The 20846-nt window shown below is 74.2% G+C and carries 16 protein-coding genes; 6 read left to right on the forward strand and 10 right to left on the reverse strand.

Going from position 1 to position 20846, the window contains the following annotated elements; genetic code table 11:
• The first annotated feature begins 126 nt into the window (after window positions 1-126).
• The 3 genes from bioD (at window position 127) to EF879_RS07255 (ending at window position 3439) form a co-directional block, all read left to right on the forward strand.
• Entirely contained in the window at window positions 127-864 is a 738-nt protein-coding gene (gene bioD / locus EF879_RS07245; RefSeq protein WP_123556857.1) for a dethiobiotin synthase, read from the forward strand.
• 110 nt (window positions 865-974) lie between these two features.
• Window positions 975-2708 carry a sensor histidine kinase gene (locus tag EF879_RS07250; protein WP_233604289.1) on the forward strand — a complete coding sequence of 578 codons (1734 nt, stop codon included), beginning with the start codon at window positions 975-977 and terminating at the stop codon, window positions 2706-2708.
• Window positions 2709-2770: 62 nt separating this feature from the next.
• Entirely contained in the window at window positions 2771-3439 is a 669-nt protein-coding gene (locus tag EF879_RS07255; RefSeq protein WP_123556087.1) for a response regulator transcription factor, read from the forward strand.
• On the opposite strand, the gene EF879_RS07260 is transcribed toward EF879_RS07255, so the two are convergent.
• Complete coding sequence (locus EF879_RS07260) at window positions 3387-4892, reverse strand: PLP-dependent aminotransferase family protein (RefSeq protein WP_199736197.1); 1506 nt, start codon at window positions 4890-4892, stop codon at window positions 3387-3389. The two genes, EF879_RS07255 and EF879_RS07260, sit on opposite strands and share 53 nt — an antisense overlap.
• Window positions 4893-5032: 140 nt before the next feature.
• Here EF879_RS07260 and EF879_RS07265 point away from each other — a divergent pair, with 140 nt between their 5' ends.
• Together EF879_RS07265 and lspA are read left to right on the forward strand one after the other, a co-directional pair.
• Window positions 5033-6025: an aldo/keto reductase gene (locus EF879_RS07265; protein ID WP_123556091.1), complete on the forward strand. Its 993-nt coding sequence runs from the start codon at window positions 5033-5035 to the stop codon at window positions 6023-6025.
• Between the two features lie 262 nt (window positions 6026-6287).
• The gene (gene lspA, locus EF879_RS07270; protein ID WP_233604290.1) at window positions 6288-6830 is read left to right on the forward strand and encodes a signal peptidase II; all 543 of its coding nucleotides are present in this window, start codon (window positions 6288-6290) and stop codon (window positions 6828-6830) included.
• Here lspA and EF879_RS07275 read toward each other — a convergent pair.
• Window positions 6785-8002, reverse strand: a complete 1218-nt coding sequence (locus tag EF879_RS07275; protein WP_123556093.1) for a cytochrome P450 — start codon at window positions 8000-8002, stop codon at window positions 6785-6787. The genes lspA and EF879_RS07275 overlap by 46 nt on opposite strands.
• A gap of 13 nt (window positions 8003-8015) precedes the next feature.
• Window positions 8016-8702 carry a methyltransferase gene (locus tag EF879_RS07280; protein ID WP_123556095.1) on the reverse strand — a complete coding sequence of 229 codons (687 nt, stop codon included), beginning with the start codon at window positions 8700-8702 and terminating at the stop codon, window positions 8016-8018.
• A 493-nt stretch (window positions 8703-9195) separates the two neighbouring features.
• Between EF879_RS07280 and EF879_RS07285 the strand changes: the two genes are divergently transcribed.
• The gene (locus EF879_RS07285; RefSeq protein WP_123556096.1) at window positions 9196-10494 is read left to right on the forward strand and encodes an ABC transporter substrate-binding protein; all 1299 of its coding nucleotides are present in this window, start codon (window positions 9196-9198) and stop codon (window positions 10492-10494) included.
• 153 nt (window positions 10495-10647) lie between these two features.
• Here EF879_RS07285 and EF879_RS07290 read toward each other — a convergent pair whose 3' ends face one another.
• The 7 genes from EF879_RS07290 to EF879_RS07320 all read right to left on the reverse strand — a co-directional run bounded on the left by EF879_RS07290 (window position 10648) and on the right by EF879_RS07320 (window position 20778).
• Window positions 10648-11751: an IniB N-terminal domain-containing protein gene (locus tag EF879_RS07290; protein ID WP_148086374.1), complete on the reverse strand. Its 1104-nt coding sequence runs from the start codon at window positions 11749-11751 to the stop codon at window positions 10648-10650.
• Between the two features lie 232 nt (window positions 11752-11983).
• A complete protein-coding gene (locus EF879_RS07295) occupies window positions 11984-14149 on the reverse strand; it encodes an acyltransferase family protein (RefSeq protein ID WP_148086375.1) in 2166 nt (721 codons plus the stop codon).
• Window positions 14150-14329: 180 nt separating this feature from the next.
• The gene (locus tag EF879_RS07300; RefSeq protein WP_233604291.1) at window positions 14330-15955 is read right to left on the reverse strand and encodes a rhamnulokinase family protein; all 1626 of its coding nucleotides are present in this window, start codon (window positions 15953-15955) and stop codon (window positions 14330-14332) included.
• Window positions 15952-18012 carry a bifunctional aldolase/short-chain dehydrogenase gene (locus EF879_RS07305; protein ID WP_123556103.1) on the reverse strand — a complete coding sequence of 687 codons (2061 nt, stop codon included), beginning with the start codon at window positions 18010-18012 and terminating at the stop codon, window positions 15952-15954. Before EF879_RS07305 ends, EF879_RS07300 begins: the two co-directional genes overlap by 4 nt.
• A 3-nt stretch (window positions 18013-18015) precedes the next feature.
• On the reverse strand, window positions 18016-19182 hold the full coding sequence (gene rhaI, locus EF879_RS07310; RefSeq protein ID WP_123556105.1) for an L-rhamnose isomerase: 1167 nt from the start codon (window positions 19180-19182) through the stop codon (window positions 18016-18018).
• Between the two features lie 129 nt (window positions 19183-19311).
• Window positions 19312-19665 carry an L-rhamnose mutarotase gene (locus tag EF879_RS07315; protein ID WP_123556865.1) on the reverse strand — a complete coding sequence of 118 codons (354 nt, stop codon included), beginning with the start codon at window positions 19663-19665 and terminating at the stop codon, window positions 19312-19314.
• Between the two features lie 78 nt (window positions 19666-19743).
• The gene (locus EF879_RS07320) at window positions 19744-20778 is read right to left on the reverse strand and encodes a LacI family DNA-binding transcriptional regulator (RefSeq protein ID WP_233604292.1); all 1035 of its coding nucleotides are present in this window, start codon (window positions 20776-20778) and stop codon (window positions 19744-19746) included.
• Window positions 20779-20846 lie beyond the last annotated feature (68 nt).

Below are 20846 nucleotides of genomic sequence, written 5' to 3' on the forward strand. Positions count from 1 at the left end.
GGCCTCGCCCGCCGCGCGGTCCGGCGGGCCGCGCCCGGACGAGCGAGCCGCACCAGTGCGGTCCGGCGACGCCCCGGGCGTGGGCGGGACCGCCCGGGGCGTCTCCGCCGCCGGGGCGGGGGGCCCGTGGTGATCGGCCCGGCGCCCTGGCGGGGGCCGGTCCTGGTCACCGGCACCGACACCGACGTGGGCAAGACGGTGGTCACCGCGGCGATCACCGCCGCGGCCCAGGCCGCGGGGTTGCGGGTCGCCGTGCTCAAACCCGGCCAGACCGGCACCGCGACCGGTGCCCCGTCGGACATCGACGTCGTGACCCGGCTCGCCGCCCCGATGACCGCGCGGACGCTGGTGAGCTACCCAGAGCCACTGGCGCCGCTGGCCGCGGCGCGGGTGGCGAGCGCGGAGCCGCTGGAGCTCGACACCGTGGTCGACGAGGTCCGGAGCGAGGCGGAGAAGCACGACCTGGTGCTGGTCGAGGGGGCCGGCGGATTGCTGGTTCCGATGGGGCTGCGGGCCTCGGGCGAGGCCTGGACGGTCGCCGACCTGGCGGTGGCGCTCGGCGCCTCGGCCGTGGTGGTCGCCCGGGCGGGGCTGGGGACGCTCAACCACACCGCGCTGACCCTGGAGGCGCTGGAGCGGCGGGCGGTACCGGCCGGCGTGGTCCTCGGCGCCTGGCCGGCCGAGCCGGAGCTGGTGCACTGGGCCAACCTCACCGAGCTGGTCTCCACCATGGTCGGTGCCCTGCCGGACGGGGCCGGCAGCATGGAACCCGGCGTCTTCCGGCGCTCCGCGCCCGGCTGGCTCACCCCGGTCCTCTACGGCGTCCTCGACGACTGGCGTACCTGGGCCGACGAGATCAGCTGAGTCCACCGGTCCGGCGGGCAGCGGCCGGCGCGGTGTCCTCGGGTGCCGGGCAACGTGGTACCTCACTTTCGTCGGTAACGCCCCCTCCGCCAGGTCGGTACCCTGGCCGCGTGCTGGTCGGAGCAGGGGACACGACGTGGGCGCCCGTCCGTGCCTGGCTACACCGGCGGCGGAGGCCGCTCCTGGACTGGCTGCTCTGGGCCGTGCTCGCCATGCCGACCACCTGGGCGCTGGTGACCCCGCCATACCGTTTCTGGCCGGGCGTCCGGCTGGCCGGCGCGCTGCTGGTGGTGGGCGTGGCGGTGTGGGCGAGTCGCCGGGCGCCGCTGGTCTCGTTGACCCTCGTCGTGCTGGCGACCCTCCTCGACGGCAACATCGTCTTCGCGATCCCCGTCCTGGGCTATCTGGTGGGCCGGCGGATGGAACGGGTCGCTCCGGCGGCCCTCGTCTTCGTCGGGATCGCCCTCGGCGGGACCGCGCTGAACCTCGGCGTCCTCGGCGTCGGAGCCGAACAGTGGTACCTGCTCGCCACCACACTGGTGTTCGGTGGGGTCCTGCCCTGGCTGGTCGGCCGCTACCGTCGCCAGCGCTGGGCCCTGGTCCTGGCCAACCGGGAGCAGGCGGAGCTGGCCGAGCGGGAGCGACGCGGGGCCGTCGAGCGTATCCGGATGCGGGAACGGGCCCGGATCGCCCAGGACATTCACGACTCACTCGGCCACGAGCTGAGCCTGATCGCGCTCCGGGCCGGTGCGCTGGAGCTGGCGCCGGACCTCGCCGAGCGGCACCGCCGCGCGGCCGGGGAGGTCCGGGCCAGCGTGGCCCTGGCAACCGAACGGCTGCGCCAGGTGATCGGGGTTCTCCGGGACGATGCCGAGCCCGCGCCGACCCGGCCGGTCGGGGAGGGGATCGCCGACCTCGTCGCGCGGTCCCGCGCCGCCGGCATGTCGATCCGGCTCCTGACCGGGCCGGATCCGGCACCGCGCCCCGGGTCCCGCACCGCGGGCCCGGCGGACCCGGCCACCTCGCCGGCGACGGCGGTGATGGGGGGCGGGTCCGCGCCGACCGGACCCGCCGGAGCGGCGGACGGATCCGCGCCGGCCGAGTCGCGGGCGGAGGTGGCGGCGGGCGTGTCGGTCGGTCTGCCGCCGCTGGTCGAACGGGCCGCGTACCGGGTGGTGCAGGAGGCGCTGACCAACGCGAACCGGCACGCACCGGGCGCCGCGGTCACGGTACGGCTCGACAGCACCGCCGGTCGGACGGTGGTGCGGGTGACCAACGACCCGCCGCCGGTCGGGCCGGTGCCCGACCTCAGGACCACCGGATCGGGGCTGGTCGCCCTCGCGGAGTGGGTCCGGACGGCCGGCGGGACGCTGCGGGCCGGCCCGGCGGCGGGCGGCTTCGAGGTGGTGGCGGAGCTGCCCCACACGCCCCTCCGCACCCCGGTCGACGATGACGACATCCTCCTGGCGCCGCTGCCCTCCGCCTCGGTGGAGCGGCTGGACCGGGCCCGCCGCCGGGTCCGGCGCAGCCTGGTGGCGGCGGTCGCCGTACCGGCGCTGGTCGCGGTCGGGCTCACCCTGGCGTACTACCCGATCGCGACCTTCGGCAGCGTCCTGCCCGCCGAGCGGTTCGAGCGGATGCGGCTCGGCCAGTCCCGGGCCGAACTCCGTGACGCGCTGCCGCGCCGGCAGCTCACCGCGCCGGCCCCGACCGGCACCACGCCCACCCCGCCCGGGGCGAGCTGCGAGTACTACCCGGACGCCGGCTTCCCGATGGGGCGCGTCGTCTACCGGCTCTGTTTCGTGGACGGCCGACTGGCGGTCAAGGAACGGCTGCCCGGCTGAGGCACGGCGGCGGTCGTGGTCGCCGACGAGGCGGATCCGGAAGGGATCAGAGAGGGACAAGGGTGATTCCGGTACTACTGGCCGACGACGAGATGATGATCCGGGCCGGTGTCCGGGCGATCCTGGCGACGGACCCGGAGATCGAGGTGGTCGCCGAGGCGGCCGACGGCCGCGCCGCGGTCGAACTGGTCCGGTCCCACCGGCCCCGGGTTGCCCTGCTGGACATCCGGATGCCCCGCCTTGACGGGCTCACCGCCGGCGCGCAGATCCGCCGTCTCGTCCCGGAGACCGCGGTGGTCATGCTGACCACCTTCGGGGAGGACGACTACATCGCCCGCGCGCTCGGCGACGGGATGGCGGGGTTTCTGCTCAAGTCCGGCGACCCGCGAGAGCTGATCGCCGGGGTGCGGGCGGCGGCGGACGGTGCGGCGTACCTGTCGCCGCAGGTCGCCCGCCGGGTCATCGAACTCGGCGGCGGACTGCTGGCCCGGGGACCGGCGGCCCGGGAGCGGATCGCCGCCCTGACCGAGCGGGAGCGGGAGGTGCTGGCGCTGGTCGGGGCCGGCCTCTCCAACGCCGCGATCGGGCGGCGGCTGTTTCTGGTGGAGGGCACCGTGAAGAGCTACCTCAGCAGCATCTTCGTCCGGCTCGGCGTCCGCAATCGGGTCCAGGCGGCGATCATCGCGTACGAGGCCGGGCTGGTGCCGGAGGACGTGCTCGGCGAGGAGTAGCGGAGACCGGCCGTGCGGAGAGCGACGCGGCCAGGCGGCGGACTCCGGCGACGATCTCCGCCTCCGGTGTCGCGGCGTACCCGAGCAGCAACCCGGGGCGTTCGTACGGCTCCAGAGCGTGCGCGGACACCGGCTGCACCTCCACGCCGTGCCGGGACGCGCGCACGGCCGCCGCTGCGTCGTCCGTCTCCGGCGGCAGCCAACCGATCAGGTGCAGGCCGGCGGCCGGCGGCGCGACGGAGAGCACACCGTCGAGTTCGGCGTGGACCGCGCCGGCCAGGGTGGCGGCGCGGTGCGCGTACAGCGCCCGCATCCGCCGGACGTGTCGGGCGAAGTGCCCCTCGGCGATGAAGTCGGCGAGGGTGGCCTGCTCCAGCACGGGCGCGTGCACCGCGGCGAACCGGTGTCCGCTGACGAACGCGTCGACCAGGTGCTCTGGCACGACCACGAACCCGATGCGGAGCGCGGGGAAGAGCACCTTGCTGAAGCTTCCGACGTAGATGACCCGTCCCGCGCTGTCCAGACCCTGGAGCGAGGGCAGCGGGTCCCCGACGTGGCGGTACTCGCTGTCGTAGTCGTCCTCCACGATGTACGTTCCCGCGTCGCGCGCGTGTTCGAGCAGGGCGAGCCGGCGCGGAAGGCTCATGACCACACCGAGCGGAAACTGGTGTGACGGGGTGACGTAGACGAGCCGGGCCCCCGGGGCGCGGCGCCGACCGGCATCGACGTCCAGACCCTCCCGGTCCACCGGGACCGGTACGGGCGTGGCGCCCGCGGAGACGATCGCCCCGCGCGCGCCGTAGTAGCCCGGATCCTCCACCCAGGCGTCGTCGCCCTGGTCGAGCAGGAGCCGCGCGGTCAGGCTGAGCGCGGCCTGCGCCCCGCTCACCACGATGACCTGGTCGGGCGTGCAGCGAACACCGCGCGCCAGGCCGACGTACCCGGCGATCGCCTCCCGCAGCGGCCGGTAGCCGGCAGGACTCTGGTAGCTCAGCAGCGCGTGGGACGACCGGCGGGATCGCCGTACCAGGAGCCTGGTCCACAGGTCGGTGGGGAAGGCGTCGAGGGCCGGCTGCCCGACGGGGAAGGCGCGGGGGCGCGCCTCGGCCGTCTCCGCCCCGCGGGTCCACCACCGGATGCCGGCCAGACGGGTGCCCTGGGCCGACAGCCGCGGTCGCGCCCCGGCGGTGTCGGGGGCGACCGACGGCGTCCGCGGGACCCGCAGGAGTGCCACGGTGGTGCCGGCGCCGGCCCGGCCCTCCAGGTACCCCTCGTCGCGGCGCCGCTCGTAGGCGTAGAGCGTCGTGGTACGCGACACACCCAACTCGGCCGCCAGGGCCCGCGAGGAGGGCAGCCGTACGCCGGAGCCCAGTTGTCCGGAGAGGATCGCCTCGCGGATCGCCTGGTAGATCTGCCGGGAGACGGGGACGCCCGTGGATCGGTTCAGCGTCATCCCGATGGCGGCAAGGGCGGGGGAGCGGGGCGGTGGCATGCGAAATGGCCTGATCGGCGGGAGCGAGATTGGCTATTCGGAGCGTACCAACCGCGCCCTAGCGTTACCTCCGCACGATCGAGACCGTGGAAGGAGCACGCATGACCGCTACGGGTGGAGGCATCGGCCGGCTCGGCAAGGAGGTCGGCGCCGTCGGCCTGGGCTGCTGGGCGATCGGCGGGCACTTCCTGTTCGACGGCAAGCCGGACGGTTGGGGGCTGGTGGACGACGCCGAGTCCGTCCGGGCCATCCACCGCGCCATCGACCTGGGAGTGACGCTCTTCGACACCGCCGACGTCTACGGCACCGGGCACAGCGAGCGTGTGCTCGGCCAGGCCCTGAAGGGACGCCGGGACGGCGTACTGATCGCCACCAAGTTCGGCTACGCCTACGACGAGTCCCGCCGGGAGATCACCGGCACCGACCTTTCCCCCGGGTACGTCCGACGTGCCTGCCTCGCGTCGCTGGCGCGACTCGGCACCGACTACCTCGACCTCTACCAGCTGCACGTCGGTGTGGTGGAGCCGGGCGTCGCCGACGACCTCCTCGCCGCCCTCGAGGACCTGGTGGACGAGGGACTGATCCGCAGCTACGGATGGAGCACCGACGAGCCGGACGCGATCCGGCGGTTGGCGGGTCGGCGGGGTGCCGCCGCCGCCCAGTTCCGCCTCAACGTGCTCTCCGGCTCGACCGAGGCCCTCGCGGCGTGCGAGGAGTCCGACCTGACCGGGCTGGCCCGTACGCCCCTGGCGATGGGGCTCCTCACCGGGAAGTACGACGCCGGCTCGCGGCTGCCCGCCGACGACGTGCGCGGCAGCGGGCACTCGTGGGTGGAGTACTTCCACGACGGGCGCCCGGACGCCGGGTACCTCGAACGCCTCGCGGCGGTGCGGGAGATCCTCACCAGCGACGGACGGACGCTGGCGCAGGGGGCGCTCGGCTGGATCATGGCGCGCAGTCCCCGCGTGGTGCCGATCCCGGGGTTCAAGTCCGTCGCGCAGGCCGAGGAGAACGCGGGGGCGATCGCGCGTGGCCCGCTGACCGCCGCCCAGATGGCCGAGATCGACGCGTTGCTGGATCCGCAGCCCGCCTAGCGCGGAGCCGGGCCGGCACGGCGGGCTCCGGGCCCGGGGCGCGGGCTGCGCGGCCCCGGGCGGTGGCCCGGGCGGCGGCCCGGGCGGCGGTCACCGCGCCGGCCGATCACCTCGGCGATCGGCGGTGACCCGACTCACGACACCTCCGCCGGGTCGGGCTCGGGCCGGATGTCCGGATTGCCGGGGCGATTCGGCGTCCCGCGCCGGCCGGGGTCGTACGCTGGGTGCGGTCGTCAGGCGGCGCGGGTGGGAGGGACAGGTCATGCGGCAGCAGGTCGAGGCGGACCCGGCAGCGCCTCAGGCGGCGTCCGGACCGCGGGGCGTCCGCTGGTTTCCCCGGATGCTCGCCCTGGCGTTCGTGATCGTCGTCGTGGACCAGCTCACCAAGTTCTGGGCGGTCTCCACCCTCTCCGACGGCCGTACCCTCCGGGTCCTCGGCGACCTGCTCAGCCTGCGCCTGCTCTACAACCCCGGCGCCGCCTTCTCGATCGGGACGGACCACACCTGGCTCTTCGCGATCATCGCGGCGATCGCCGTGCTGGCGATCATCTGGTTCGCCTGGCGGGTCCGGTCCCGGGCCTGGGGGATCGCGTTCGGGCTGGTGCTCGGCGGCGCCACCACCCATCTGCTGGACCGACTGTTCCGTCAGCCGGGCTTCGCCCGGGGACACGTGGTCGACTTCATCGACTACGCCGGGTTCTTCGTGGGGAACGTCGCCGACGTCTGCCTGGTGCTCGGCGGCGCCCTGATCGCCCTGCTCTACCTGCGGGGAGTCGCGCTGGACGGCCGCCGTCGCGACGGGTAACGGGCCGATCCGGAGCGGGCGACGACAAAGGCGTCGGGCATCCGGAACGACAGGTTGTCCGGGCACCAGGGGGCCCGGAGCACCGTCAGGTCGGTCAGCAGCGGAGCGACCTCGTCGACCACCACCGCCGCCTCCAGCCGGGCGAGCTGGGCGCCGACGCAGCGGTGCGCCCCGGCGCCGAACGCCAGGTGTCGGCGTGATCCGCGCTGACCGGGCACGAACTCGTCCGGCGCCGCCACCACCGCCGGATCACGCCCGGCCCGGGCCAGCCACAGCACGAGGCTGGTCCCCGCGGGTACGGGGGTCGCGCCCAGTGTCGTGTCTCGGGCCGCGACCCGCCGCCAGGTGACGATCGGGGGCTCCAGCCGGAGCCCCTCCTCCACCACGTCGTCCACCGCGATGGTGCCGTCGCGCAGCCCGGCGAGGACCGCGGGCTCCCCGGCGAGCCGGTGTAGCAGCAGGGTGAGGAACTGCGAGGTGGTCTCCTGCCCGGCGACCAGGAGGAAGAACAATGCGCCGACGACGACCTCGGGGGGATGCCCGGCGGCGCGCAGCCGGGCGACGAGGCCGTCCCCGGTCCTGGCGAACCGGCGCAGCACCGCGTGGAACCGTCCGACGATCTTGGCCAGGACCCGCTGTCGCTCGGCGTCGACCGGCGCCCAGAACAGTTCCAGGGCGGCCCGGGTGAACTCCTTGACCACGTCGGTCGGCTCGTCGGGCAGGTCGACGAGCTGGGCCAGGGCCAGCAGCGGCAGGTCGGCCGCGAGGTCGGCGTAGAGGTCGACGGCGCGGCCGGCGTCGAGCGCGGCGGCAAGCCGGTCGACCCGGTCACGGACGACGGCGGTCAGCCAGGGCCGGAGCGCGGCGACCCGGTGCGGGTGCAGGGCCTCGGCCACGATGCCGCGGATCTCCGGATGGCTCGGCCCGCCGTTGTTGGCCAGGGTGGGGGGTAGCCGAAAGCCGTGCCCGACCAGAACCCGTAGCGCGGCGACGGGGATCGGGGTCACCGCGTCCAGCGCGTTGTCCGGCAGGAACGTCGTCGGGTCGGCGAGCACCTGCCGGACCAGCGCGTGCCGGGTCACCACCAGGTGCGTGACCCCGACGTGGTCGGTGACGGCGACGACGTCCGGCCAGGGGCGGGCGACCGGCCCCTGCCAACTGCGAAACAGCACGTCACCACGCTAGTCAGTGCGACGGGTCGGCTCGGCCTGACCCCGGAGTGGCCGGATTCAGCTCCCAGACGGTGGTGTGCTTCGTCCGGACGCTCTCCAGCGCGGGCGGCACCGGAATGTCGTAGCTGGTGATTCTCCGGAACCGGGAACGGGGCAGGTACGCCCGCTCCGGGTCGCCGACCAGCACCCGGGCCCCGCCCTCGCGGGCGGCCCGGAGCAGGAACCGGAGCACCCGGTTGGCCAGCTGCGCGCTGTAGAAGACGTCGCCGGCCAGCACCACCTCGGCGTCGCCGGCCGGGCCGTCGAGGATGTCCCCGAGTTCGGCCTCCACCGTGACACCGTTCGCCCGGGCGTTCACCTCGATCGCGGCGACCGCCGTGGGGTCGATGTCGACGGCCCGGACCCGACTCGCGCCGGCCCGGGCCGCGGCGACCGCCACCAGGCCGGAGCCGGACGCCAGGTCGAGCACCGGTCGCCCGGCGACCGTCTCGGGATGGTCGAGCAGGTACCGGGCCAGGGCCTGCCCGCCGGCCCAGGCGAAGGCCCAGAACGGCGGCGGTTGCTCGCTGCGGAACTCGCCCTCGGTCAGCTCCCAGAGACCGATCGGTTCGGCGGCCTGGTGGAGCCGTATCTCCGGGACCGCGGTCACCGGGGCGAGTCCGGCGTAGGCCCGAACGAAGTCAGCCGGGTTCATCGACACAACCACAGATTGTCCCCGGGGTACCGTCCCGGCCCGGGCCCGGGGCCACGGTGTCGGGCCGGCCGTCGGCCGGCGTCGGAGGGTCCCGGCGCCGGGATTGGGAGCGTGCACCGGGGTGGGAGGTGCTCACGGAGCGTGGGCGCGCTGCCCGCACGTCTCGCCGGACGGGCGCCGGTGTGCGGGGCCGCCGGTGGCGCCGTATAACGGTTCAATGTCGTCGCCGCAGTGCGCGGTACGACGGGCCGGAAGGGCAGGTCGCGGGAGTCGTGACTCCCTTGACAACCGGCCGGAGCGCCCCTACCGTCCGGACGTGTTAAATCGTTTCACCCCATAACCCAGCAGCACCGTCACCCCACACCGCGACCAGGTCCACGACGACGTCGGATGGCCTTCCGACGCCAAGCCCGACCCCTGTCCGTCCTGGGTAAGCGCTTGCCGTCGGCCGAATCTCCACCGGGGGCACCTGGGCGCCACCGGGAAGGAGAAGATACTCATGGTGCACACCCGGCGCACGCCACGAGCGGCACGGGTCGCCACCCTCGCGGCGGCGGCACTGCTCGTGTTGCCGCTGGCCGCCTGTGGCGGCGACGACGGCGGCTCGGACGGCACGGTCACCCTCGACTTCGTGTGGTGGGGCAACGAGGACCGGGCCAAGGTGACCGAGGCGGCCATCGACCTGTTCGAGCAGAAGCACCCGAACATCAAGGTGAACACGTCGTTCGGTGCCTTCGACGCGTACTTCCAGAAACTCTCCACACAGATCGCCGGGGGTGACGCCCCGGACGTCATCCAGATGGACCGGGCCTACCTGCGGGAGTACGCCGACCGCAACGCGTTGCGCGACCTCACCGAGTACATCGAGGACGGCACGCTGCGGGTCGGGGACATCACCCCGACCCTGCTTCCCGCCGGCAAGGTCGGCGACGCGACGTACGCGATCCCGGTCGCCCAGAACACCCAGGGGGTCGTCTACGACCCGGCACTGTGGTCCAAGGCCGGTGTGCCGGCGCCGAGCCCGAACTGGACCTGGGACGACATGCTCGCGGCCGGGCAGAAGCTGAACCAGGCCAGCGGCGGCAAGGTCGCCGGCTTCGGCGACTTCGGCTTCGCCATCGACTGGTTCGACATCTGGCTGCGGCAGCGGGACAAGGCGATCTACACCGACGACGGCAAGCTCGGCTTCACCGAGGCGGAGCTGACCGAGTTCTGGACCATGACCGGGCGGATGCGCGAGGCGGGCGCGCTGGCCCCGCCGGCGCTCACCACCCAGCTCGACGGCTCGGTGCAGAACTCCTCGCTGATCAAGAAGGGGGTGACCGCCGAGGTCAACTACGACTCCAGCTTCACCGCCATGGTCAGCGCCTACGGTGCCCCGCTGGCGATCGCGCCGATGCCCAGCGACACCCCGAAGCGGGGAATGATCGCCTCGATGTCCATGGCCTACAGCGTCGCCCAGCGCAGTGAGCACCCGAAAGAGGCGGCCATGCTCATCGACTTCCTGATCAACGACGTCGAGGCGGGCAAGGTGCTGGCGGTCTCCCGGGGCATGCCGGCGAACGCCAAGGTGCGGGACGCGATCGCGCCGAGCCTGTCGGAGACCGACAAGCAGGTCTACGAGTTCGAGAACTCGGTGGCGAGCCTGCTGCTGCCGACCCCGCCGGCCCAGCCGAAGGGCGGTGGCGCGGTGAAGGCGGAGTTCCAGCGGATCTACGACGAGGTGATCTTCGGCCGTATCTCGGTCGCCGAGGGCGCCAAGCGGGTGCTCGAGGAGGCACGGAACCAGCTGGGCTGACCGCCCGCGCGCCCCGGGGCCGCCGGAGAACTCCGGCGGCCCCGTTCGTGTCGTCCGGCCCGGGTACCGCGCCCGCGTCGGCCCGCCGCGCGTCAAACGGCCGGACCAGGCGCTGCCTGGTCCGGCCGCGATCGCTACCGGTGGCGGGTGGTCTCAGAGGACGCCGTCGGTCAGCCCCTGCACACCCAGGTCGCCGGTGCCGCCCAGCCCGGTCACGCCGCCCAGTGCGCCGTCGACCGTGCCGGTCACGGTGCCCACCGTGCCGCCCAGGTCGGCCACCCCGCTGACGGTGTCGGTGACACCGGCCAGGTCGGTCACGCCGGCGGCACCGCCCACCGTGCCGGTGACCGTGGCGAGGGTGCCGTCGAGGTCGGCCACGCCGCCGACAGTGCCGGTGACGCCGTCCAGGGTGCGGTCCAGGGTGCCGTCCAGGTCGCCGACGCCGGCCAGTGCGCCGTCAACGGTGCCGGTCGCGGCCCCGAGGGCGCCGCTGAGGTCGGTGGGGTTGCCGAGCGTGCCGGTCAGGTCGGTCAGGCCACCCAGGTCACCGGCGCCGATCAGGTCGGTGGCGGTCCCGGCGGTGGAGGTCAGCGTCGTGGCGGCGACGTCGGCGGTGCCGAGGACCCCGTCGACCGCGCCGAGGCCGCCGGCCGTGCCCAGCACGTTCGCGTCGAGGGTGTCGGCCACGTCCTGCGCGCCCGAGAGGTCGACGGTCGCGCCGCCGCCGAGACCCAGCACGGGCAGCCCGGAGGAGGCCGAGACGGTGAGCCCGTCCGGGTCGACGCTGACCGCGGCGACGTTCGCCACGGTGACGTCCGCGCCGGTGCCGTTGACCCCGGCGGTGAACTGGTTGGCGACCGTCTGGACCTGCCCGACGACGCCGGTCGAGCCCACGCCGAGCGCGCCCAGGCCCTCCACGGCGCTGAGGTCGGTGAGGCCCTGCAGCGGTACGGAGTCGACGACGAGCGGGATCACGTCGTGAACGTCGGCCGGGACCACGTCGGAGAGGCCCAGGCGGGCCAGGGTGCCCTCCGGGTCGAGTTCGAACGCCGAGCGGAGGCCGGCGTCGGTGAGCAGGTTGACCACGAAGTCGTGCAGGGTCTGGGTCGACTCCGGCGCGGTCGACTCGGGGGCGGCGGGGGACTCCGGAGCCGGGGCCGGCTGCGGCGCCGGGGTCGGGTTGGGGGTCGAGTCCGCGGTGGGTGCCGTACTCACGGTGACGATCTCCTCGATAGTGAGCGGGGATGATCTGGGCATGTCGGTCCAGACCTGGCGATGACCGTACGGCCGATTCGACGTACCGGACATCGGGGACGAGCCCGCGTTTTCGCCCTCATCGCCCCGGTGCCCCACCCGACGGGTGGTTAGGGGTTTAGGGGATGGGGCCGGCGTGTCCCCGGGGTCCGTCCCCCGTACGCCCCCGACGGCGACCCGATTCATCCCCACCACCCGGACGGCGGGACGGTTACGGCGCCGTCTCGTCGCGGGGTTACGGCGCCGTCTCGCCGCGGATCCGCTCCAGCGCGCTCGCCAGTCGGGGCGCCAGGGTCCGCGCGTAGGTCGCGGTGAGGTGCCGGGTGTCCCGGTAGACGAGGACCCCGCCGATGACCGGCGCGCACCGCGACGCCGGGCAGATCGCGCTGTTGAGATCGATCAGCGGTACGGCGGTCAGCGTCCTCACCGCCTCGGCCTGGGCGGCCCCGGCGCTCGCGTCGAGCGCGGTGCGCCGTGGCGTGGCACACCGGGTCAGCCGGGTCGGGTTCGCCGAGACGCACGCCGCGACGTCGACGCCGGGCGCCGGGGTGTCCCGCAGCACCACCGTGGCCACCCGGGCGGCGACCAGCCCCGACCAGGTGCGCCGCATCCCCGCGACGAACGCCTTGTGCGCCGCGTCGCCGCTCAGGATCTTGCCGCCCGAGGTCAGCGGGTACCGGCGGCTGGTGGTCAGCAGCAGCTGCGGGCGCTCCGTCCTGGTGAGTTCGGTCCGGACGTTGGCGTACCACCGGGCGCAGGCATCGAGCCGGCCACCGCCGGGACCCGCCACCGCCACGTCGAGGAACGGACAGTCCTCCCGGAGGTAGGTGATGAGCCGCCACCCCTGCGCCTGTGCCACGGCCTGGAGCGCGGGTACCCAGTTCGCGGCCTGGTCGTCGCCGGCCAGGGCGACGGTGAAGCGCGAGCCCCGATCGCCGTACACGCAGGCCCGGGCGGGGGCGTCCGGCCCGGTCGAGAAGCAGTTGTGGCGGTAGACGTGTGGCAGGTCCCGGCCGGCGTCGACCGGTTCGGGGGTGATCGAGCGGACCCGGGCGACCGGCCGTCCGGCGGGACTCTCCGCCGGGGAGCGGCCGAGCGCGGCGGCGCCCGGCGCCGGGGCGGGGCTCGGGGTCGGCGCCGCCGGCGCCGTCCCGGCCACCGGCTGCGGGTGCGGTTGCCGGGGCGGCCAGACGCCGAGTTGGAGCAGGAGTCCGCCGATCACCGCCGCGGCGGGGAGCAGGGCGGCGGTCCGCAGCGTCTCGGCCGGCGACCATCCGCGTACGCGGGCCCGCACCGGCGCCTCGACATACCGGTGGGTGATGACGGCGAGCAGCGCGGCGGCGCCGAGTACGCCCAGTCCCGCCACCACGGGCACCTCGCCGAACCGGGCGTGCGCCGCGACCAGCAGGGGCCAGTACCAGAGGTAGAGCGGGTAGCAGTGCCGACCCACGGCGCGCAACGGTCGGGTCGCCAGGATCCGGACCGGGCCGGCGCCGGTCGTCGGGGTCCCCGCCGGCCCGGCGCCGGACGGGCCGGTCCGGGCGGTCGCGGCGACGATGATCGCGGCGGTCCCGAGCGCCGGCGGCAGCGCCGCGAGGCCGGCCGATTCCGGACGGTGGAGGAACACCGTGGCGGTGACCGCGGCGAGGCCGCCCCAGCCGAGTACGGCGGCGACGCTCCGGGGCAGCCCCACCGGACGCAGCGCGACCAGGGCGAGCCCGCCGCCGAGCGTCAGCTCCCACAGCCGGGTGTGGGTGCCGAAGACCGCCGGTGCGCCCGACGCGCCGACCGCCCAGGCGAGGGAGCCGGCGGTGAGCAGGCCGGCCACGAGCAGCGGTGCCCGGCGTGGGTCGTGGTGTCGACGGTGGAACGCCCAGGCGGCGGCACCGGCGAGCAGGGGAGGCCAGAGCAGGAGGACCTGTCCGGCGACGCCGAGCGTCCAGTAGTGCGCGAGCACACCGGCCGCCGCGTCCGGCACCGTCGGCACCGCCGCGTCCTGAGCGGCACGTCGCCAGTTCAGGACGGCGAGGCCACCGGTGAGCAGGTCCCAGCCCGCGTCCGGCCACGATGATCGGGGCAGGCAGGTCAGGATCAGCGGCCCCGTCGCGGCCATTACCAGCGCGGCGGCGGGGAGCAGGCGCCGGGCGTACCGGGCGTAGCAGGTGAGGAGGGTGATCCGGCCGGCCCGGGTCCACTCGCTGACCAGGACGCTGGTGACCAGGAAGCCGCTGAGGACGAAGAGGACGTCCACCCCGGCGGCGCCACCGGGGAGAACCCCGGGAATGATGGCCGCGGCCAGCAACGGTAGGAGCGCCACGGCGGCCAGCCCGGAGAGGTCGGTCCGGTGGCCGGACCGGGTGCCGGCCACCGGGTGGGACCAGTGGCGCGTCCGCGTCGGCATCGGTCACCCTCCCAGCCTGTGCTCGTCGTCCCGTTAGCCCCTTCCTAACAGATATCGTCCTGAACAGAGCTGTTTTGGGGATTCATGAGCGTTGTTCGGTGCCGTCGGGTGGCGGCCCTCCGCCACCCGCCCCGAACCTCGGCCGGGTGCGTCGACTGGTGATGATGCGGTGACCGTCCGCTACTCGTCCCGAACTCCGGCCCGGGCGGCGGCGGCCCGCCAGGCCGGCTCGGCCCCGGGCGTCGGGTGGTACGTCCGCACCGTCTCGGTGCGGCGCAGCAGCCCGCGCAGCTCCGCCAGCCCACCCTCCAGCACACCGAGCGCCCGCGCCTGCACCAGGGCGTTGCCCAGGGCGGTCGCCTCGACCGGGCCGGCCACCACCGGCAGCCCGCAGGCGTCGGCGGTGAGCTGGCAGAGCAGCTCGTTGCGGGCGCCGCCGCCGACGACGTGCACCACGTCGACGGCCCGGCCGGCGAGCCGTTGCGCCTGCCGTACCGCGGCCCGGTGGCCCAGCGCCAGACTGTCCAGAATGCACCGGGTGACCGCGGCCGGGGTCTCCGGAACGGGCTGACCCCGCTCCGCGCACGCGGCGGCGATCCGTGCCGGCATGTCGCCGGGTGGGAGGAAGGCCGGATCGTCCGGGTCGACCACGGCGGCCAGCCCGGGTTCCCGGGCGGCGGCGGCGAGCAGTTCCGGCAGCACCGGGTCGTACCCCCGCGCGCGCCACACCCGCAGCGACTCCTGGAGCAGCCAGAGTCCCATCACGTTGCGCAGGTAGCGGACCATACCGTCCACCCCGGCCTCGTTGGTGAAGTTGGCCGCCCGGCTCTCCGGCGACAGCACCGGCTCCGGCAGCTCGAGCCCGACCAGCGACCAGGTGCCACAGGAGACGTACGCGAACCGGTCGGTTCCGGCCGGGACCGCGACGACCGCCGAGGCGGTGTCGTGCGAGCCGACCGTGGTCACCGGCAGCGGCCCGCTCGCGCCGATCGCCTCCCGGACCTCAGGGCGCAGCTCGCCGGCCGGCTCCCCGGGTTGGCGGAGCGTTCCGAACAGCCGGGCCGGCAGCCCGGCCCGGTCGATCAACTCGGTCGCCCAGGTCCGGGTCCGGACGTCGAGCAGTTGGGTGGTGGAGGCGTTGGTGACCTCGGTGCCGACCGTCCCGGTCAGCCAGTAGCTGAGCAGGTCGGGAATGAGCAGCAGCCGTTCCGCCCGGTCCAGGATCGGCGTGCCGGCGGCGGCGACGAGTTGGAAGAGGGTGTTGAACGGCAGCAGTTGCAGCCCGGTCGTCTGGTAGAGGTAGTCGGCGCCGAGCGCCGCGACCACCCGCTCCGGCACGCCCTCGGTACGCCGGTCCCGGTAGTGCACCGGGTTGCCCAGCAGCGCGCCGCCGGCGTCGAGCAGCCCGTAGTCGACGGCCCACGAGTCGATGCCGACGCTGGCCAGGTCGGGCCGGCGGGCCAGCGCCGCGCGCAGCCCGGCCTGGGTCTCGGCGTACAGCCGCAGCACGTCCCAGTGCAGGGTGTCGAGCAGCCGTACCGGGTCGTTCGGGAAGCGGTGCACCTCGGTCAGGGCCACCCCGTCCCGGTCGATCTCGGCGAGCATGACCCGTCCGCTCCCGGCGCCGAGGTCGACCGCGGCCACGGCGGTCGTGTCGGCCCGGCCACCGCCGACCGGACCCACCCCGGCGGCGGTCGCCGGCCCGGCGCCGGCTGGTTCCACCGTCGCGGCGGTCGCCGGCCCGGGAGCCGGATCCACCCCGGCGGCCGCCGCCCGGCCGGCCGGGACCGTCCTCCGGGCGGTCACCGCAGGAAGGCCGCGGCCACGCCGGAGTCCACCGGCACGTGCAGCCCGGTGGTGTGCGACAGGTCTCCGCCGGTCAGCGCGAAGACCGCGTTGGCGACGTGCTCCGGCAACACCTCCCGCTTGAGCAGCGTCCGCTGGGCGTAGTACGCCCCCAGCTCGGATTCGGGCACGCCGTACACGGCGGCCCGCTGGGCGCCCCAGCCGCCGGCGAAGATCCCGGAGCCCCGGACCACCCCGTCGGGGTTGACCCCGTTGACCCGGATGCCGTGTCCGCCGAGTTCCGCGGCGAGCAGCCGTACCTGGTGGGCCTGGTCGGCCTTGGCCGCGCTGTACGCGATGTTGCTCGGTCCGGCTACGACGGAGTTCTTGCTGCAGATGTAGACGATGTCTCCGCCCAGCCCCTGGTCGAGCATCATCCGGGCGGCCGCCTTGGAGACCAGGAACGACCCCTTCGCCATCACGTCGTGCTGGAGGTCCCAGTCCGCCTCGGTGGTCTCCAGCAGCGGCTTCGAGATGGAGAGTCCGGCGTTGTTGACTACCAGGTCGACCCCGCCGAACGCGAGCGCGGCGGCGGCGAAGGCCGCCTCGACCCCGGCGGCGTCGGTGACGTCCACCGGCACCGCGACCGCCCGGTCGGTGTCGCCGATCTCGCCGGCCACCGCCGCGGCGCCCTCGGCGTTGCGGTCGGCGACCACCACGCAGGCGCCCTCGGCGGCGAGCCGGCGGGCGATCGCCGCCCCGATCCCGGAGCCGGCGCCGGTGACCAGCGCGACCCGGCCGGCGAGCGCCCTCGGCTTCGGCATCCGTTGGAGCTTCGCCTCCTCCAGCGCCCAGTACTCGATCCGGAACTTCTCCGCCTCGTCGATCGGGGCGTACGTCGAGACCGCCTCGGCACCGCGAGTCACGTTGATCGCGTTCAGGTAGTACTCGGCGGCGACCCGGGCGGTCTGCTTGTCACGGCCGAAGCTGAACATCCCGACCCCCGGCACCAGCACGATCGCCGGGTCGGCGCCGCGCATCGGCGGCGAGTCCGGCCGGGCGTACCGCTCGTAGTAGGCGCGGTAGTCCTTCCGGTACGCCTCGTGCAGCTCCCGCAGCCGGGCCAGGACGTCCGGCAGCGGAGCGTCGGCGGGCAGGTCGAGCAGCAGCGGCCGGACCTTGGTCCGCAGGAAGTGGTCGGGACAGGAGGTGCCGAGCGCGGCCAGCCGCGGGTGCTCGGCGCGGGAGAGGAAGTCGAGCACCGCCGGGTCGTCGGTGAAGTGCCCGACCAGGTTGCGTCCCGCCTGCCGGCTGTCGGTGCTGGCCAGGCCGCGCAGGACCGGGGCGAGCGCGGCGGCCCGTTCGCGCCGGCGCTCGGCCGGCAGGGGCTCGTATCCGGGCAGCACCGGGCCGAACGGTTCCGGTCTGCCGTGCTCGGCCAGGAACCGGGTCGCGGTCTCGATGATCTCCCGTGAGTTCGCCTCGCACTCGTCGCTGGTGGCGCCCCAGGCGGTGATGCCGTGACCGCCGAGGATGCAGCCGATGGCCTGGGGGTTGTCCCGGGCGATGGCGGCGATGTCCAGGCCGAGTTGGAAGCCGGGGCGGCGCCACGGCACCCAGATCACCCGGTCGCCGAAGCAGCGCCGGGTCAGCTCCGGCCCGTCGGCGGCGGTGGCCAGCGCGATGCCGGCGTCCGGGTGGAGGTGGTCGACGTGCGCGGCCTCGACCAGGGCGTGCATCGCGGTGTCGATCGACGGTGCGGCACCGCCCCTGCCGTGCAGGCAGTAGTCGAAGGCGGCGACCATCTCGTCCTCCCGCTCGACGCCCGGATAGACGTCGACCAGCGCACGGAGCCGGTCCAGCCGGAGGACGGCGAGCCCGGCCTCGGTGAGGGTGCCGAGGTCGCCGCCGGAGCCCTTTACCCACAGCAGCTCGACCGGTTCGCCGGTGACCGGGTCGTCGGCCCGGACCTTGGCCGAGGTGTTGCCGCCGCCGTAGTTGGTGGTGCGCTTGTCCGCGCCGAGCCGGTGGGATCGGTCGAGCAGCGCGGCGACCTCGGGGTGTGTGCCGGAACCCACGGCTCAGGCCCCCCAACCGGCCTGCTGGCCGCCGACCCGCTCGGCGACGATCCGCTCGGCGTAGCCGGAGCGGGCGTACGCGGCCAGCGGATCCGGGTCGAGCCCCATCTCCTCGCGTACCTCGCGCAGCAGCGGCCGTACGTCGGTGTGGAAGGCGTCCATCAGCACCCCGTTGGCGCCGAGGACGTCCCCGGCGGCCTGCGCGGCGGCCAGCGCCTCGGCGTCGACCAGGAGCGCCTTCGCGGTCGCCTCCTGGACGTTCATCACCGAGCGGATCTGGGCCGGGATCTTCGGCTCGATGTTGTGGCACTGGTCGAGCATGAAGTTGATTCCCGACTCCGGCCGCAGCGCGTCGGCCCGGACGATCTCGTGCATGATCCGGAAGAGCTGGAAGGGGTCGGCCGCGCCGACCATCAGGTCGTCGTCGGCGTAGAACCGGGAGTTGAAGTCGAAGGCGCCGAGCTTCCCCTCGCGCAGCAGGAACGCCACGATGAACTCGATGTTGGTGCCAGGGGCGTGGTGGCCGGTGTCGATCACCACCTGGGCCCGTTCGCCGAGCCGGAGGCAGTGCGCGTACGCGGTGCCCCAGTCGGGGACGTCGGTGGTGTAGAAGGCCGGCTCGAAGAGCTTGTACTCCAACAGGAGCCGCTGGTGGGGGCCGAGCCGCTCGTAGGTGGCCGACAGCGCCTCGGCGAGCCGATCCTGCCGGGCGCGGATGTCGTCCTGCCCCGGGTAGTTGGTGCCGTCGGAGAACCAGAGCTTCAGGTCGCGCGACCCGGTGGCGTCCATGACGTCGATGCACTCGAACAGGTGGTCCAGCGCCTTGCGACGGATTCGCGGGTCCGGGTTGGTGACGCTGCCGAGCTTGTAGTCGTCGTCCTGGAAGACGTTGGCGTTGATCGTTCCGATCTGGATTCCCTGATCGGCGGCGTACGACGCCAACGCGGCGTAGTCGTCGACCCGGTCCCACGGGATGTGGAGCGAGACGACGGGGGCGACGCCGGTGAACGCGTGCACCTGGGCCGCGTCGGCGATCTTCTCCTCCGGGGTACGGGGCACGCCGGGCTGGGCGAAGACCTTGAACCGGGTCCCCGAGTTCCCGTACGCCCACGAGGGCACCTCGATCCGCTGCGCGCGCAGCGCGGCCCGGACGTCGTTGTGCGTGGTCATGCCGTTCCCTCGTTCCGCTCGTCGCTGTGGTGGGCGCGCCGGCCGGCTCGGACGACGAGTCCGGCTCGCCGCTCTCCGCGGTGACGTCCGCGGCGGTGGTGGGTGGTGCCCTCGCGCCGCTCGGTCATGTCAGGCCTCCGTGTCGCCGAGCGCGGCGAGTTGCGCGTCCAGGTTGAAGATCTCGTCGAGGACGATGAATCCCTCGTCGGGACGTCGCCCGTCCAACCCGACGAAGAACGGTGCCATCTCGGCCTGCCAGCGGGCGTTGACCTCGGTGCGTTCCATCGCGGCGAGCGAGGCGGCCAGGTCGTTGGTGCGGAAGTATCCGACCAGCAGCCCGTCGTCGTGCAGGAAGAGGGAGTAGTCGTGCCAGCCGGCCTCCCGGAGCGCGGCGAGCATCTCTGGCCAGACGGCCGCGTGCCGCGCACGGTACTCGGCCAGCCGGTCGGGCCGGACCCGGAGGATGAAGCAGACGCGCCGCATGACCACCTCCCGTCAATGAACCGTTTCAACCAGGCGCCCCAAACATACGATCGGTGTCGTTGCACTGTCAAGAAACGGTCAGTCGGCGGGGCGGGCGTACCGGCTGGACTCCCGGACCACCAGCTCCGGCTCGAAGACCACCTGCTGGTGCCGGTGCCGTTCCGGCTCGTTCGCCTCCTCCAGCAGCAACTGCGCGGCGGTCCGGCCGAGTCGCTGCCGGGGCTGGCGCACCGAGGAGAGCGGCACGGCGGCCGCGGCGGCGAAGTCGATGTCGTCGTACCCGACCAGGGCGATGTCCTCCGGCACCCGAACCTGCTGTCGGGTGAGCTCCTGCAGGACACCGAGGGCGAGCAGGTCGTTGGCGCAGAACACCGCGGTGGCCCGGGCCGACCGGGGCAGGCCGAGGATCCGGGAGGCCGCGTCGCGGCCGGCCGCGACGGTCGGGCTGGCCGTCTCGAAGCGGCGCAGGTGCTCCTCGGCCAGCCCCGCCTCGCGCAACGCGTGCCGGGCGCCCTCGTAGCGGTCGCGGACCTGCTCCAGACCCCACGGGCCGCCGACGAAGGCGATCCGCCGGTGCCCGGCCTCGATCAGGTGCCGCATCGCCAGCTCCCCGCCGAGCCGGTCGTCGACCGAGACCGAACAGACGTCGGCCCGGGTCGAGCGCCGGTCCAGGAGCACGACCAGCACCCCCCGGTCGCGGAGCCGGACCAGCCGCTCGTTGGCGTCGTCGACCGGGGTGATCAACACCCCCTGGACCCGCTGCTCCTCCAGCAGGTCGAGGTACCGGCTCTCCCGGGCCTGGTCGCCGTCGCTGTTGCAGAAGATCACCGCCATGCCGGCCTCGCCGGTGGCGTCCTCGACCCCTCGCGCCACGTCGGTGAAGAAGGGGTTCGCGACGTCCAGCACCACCAGGCCCAGGGTGCGGCCCCGGCCCCGGCGCAGCTGCCGGGCGGCGTCGTTCGGCACGAAGCCCAGCTCGTTGATCACGGCCAGCACCCGGTTCCGCGTCGACGCGGCGACGATGTCGGGTCGGTTGAGGACGTTGGAGACCGTCCCCACCGACACGCCCGCCTGGGCGGCCACGTCGCGGATGCTCACCGCTGGTCCCGCCACCACGTCTCCCTCCGTCGTCCGGCGGCGCCGGCCTGAAACGTGTCAAGAGTATCCGGCGGCCGGGGAAC

This window comes from Micromonospora sp. HM5-17 (assembly GCF_003762835.1).
Lineage (GTDB): Bacteria > Actinomycetota > Actinomycetes > Mycobacteriales > Micromonosporaceae > Plantactinospora.

Coding starts and splice junctions, on each gene's coding strand:
- EF879_RS07290 (WP_148086374.1), bottom strand. CDS start 11,751: ATGCCCAGATCATCCCCGCTCACTATCGAGGAGATCGTCACCGTGAGT.
- EF879_RS07295 (WP_148086375.1), bottom strand. CDS start 14,149: ATGCCGACGCGGACGCGCCACTGGTCCCACCCGGTGGCCGGCACCCGG.
- EF879_RS07315 (WP_123556865.1), bottom strand. CDS start 19,665: ATGCGGCGCGTCTGCTTCATCCTCCGGGTCCGGCCCGACCGGCTGGCC.
- EF879_RS07285 (WP_123556096.1), top strand. CDS start 9,196: ATGGTGCACACCCGGCGCACGCCACGAGCGGCACGGGTCGCCACCCTC.
- EF879_RS07265 (WP_123556091.1), top strand. CDS start 5,033: ATGACCGCTACGGGTGGAGGCATCGGCCGGCTCGGCAAGGAGGTCGGC.
- lspA (WP_233604290.1), top strand. CDS start 6,288: ATGCGGCAGCAGGTCGAGGCGGACCCGGCAGCGCCTCAGGCGGCGTCC.
- EF879_RS07260 (WP_199736197.1), bottom strand. CDS start 4,892: ATGACGCTGAACCGATCCACGGGCGTCCCCGTCTCCCGGCAGATCTAC.
- rhaI (WP_123556105.1), bottom strand. CDS start 19,182: ATGACCACGCACAACGACGTCCGGGCCGCGCTGCGCGCGCAGCGGATC.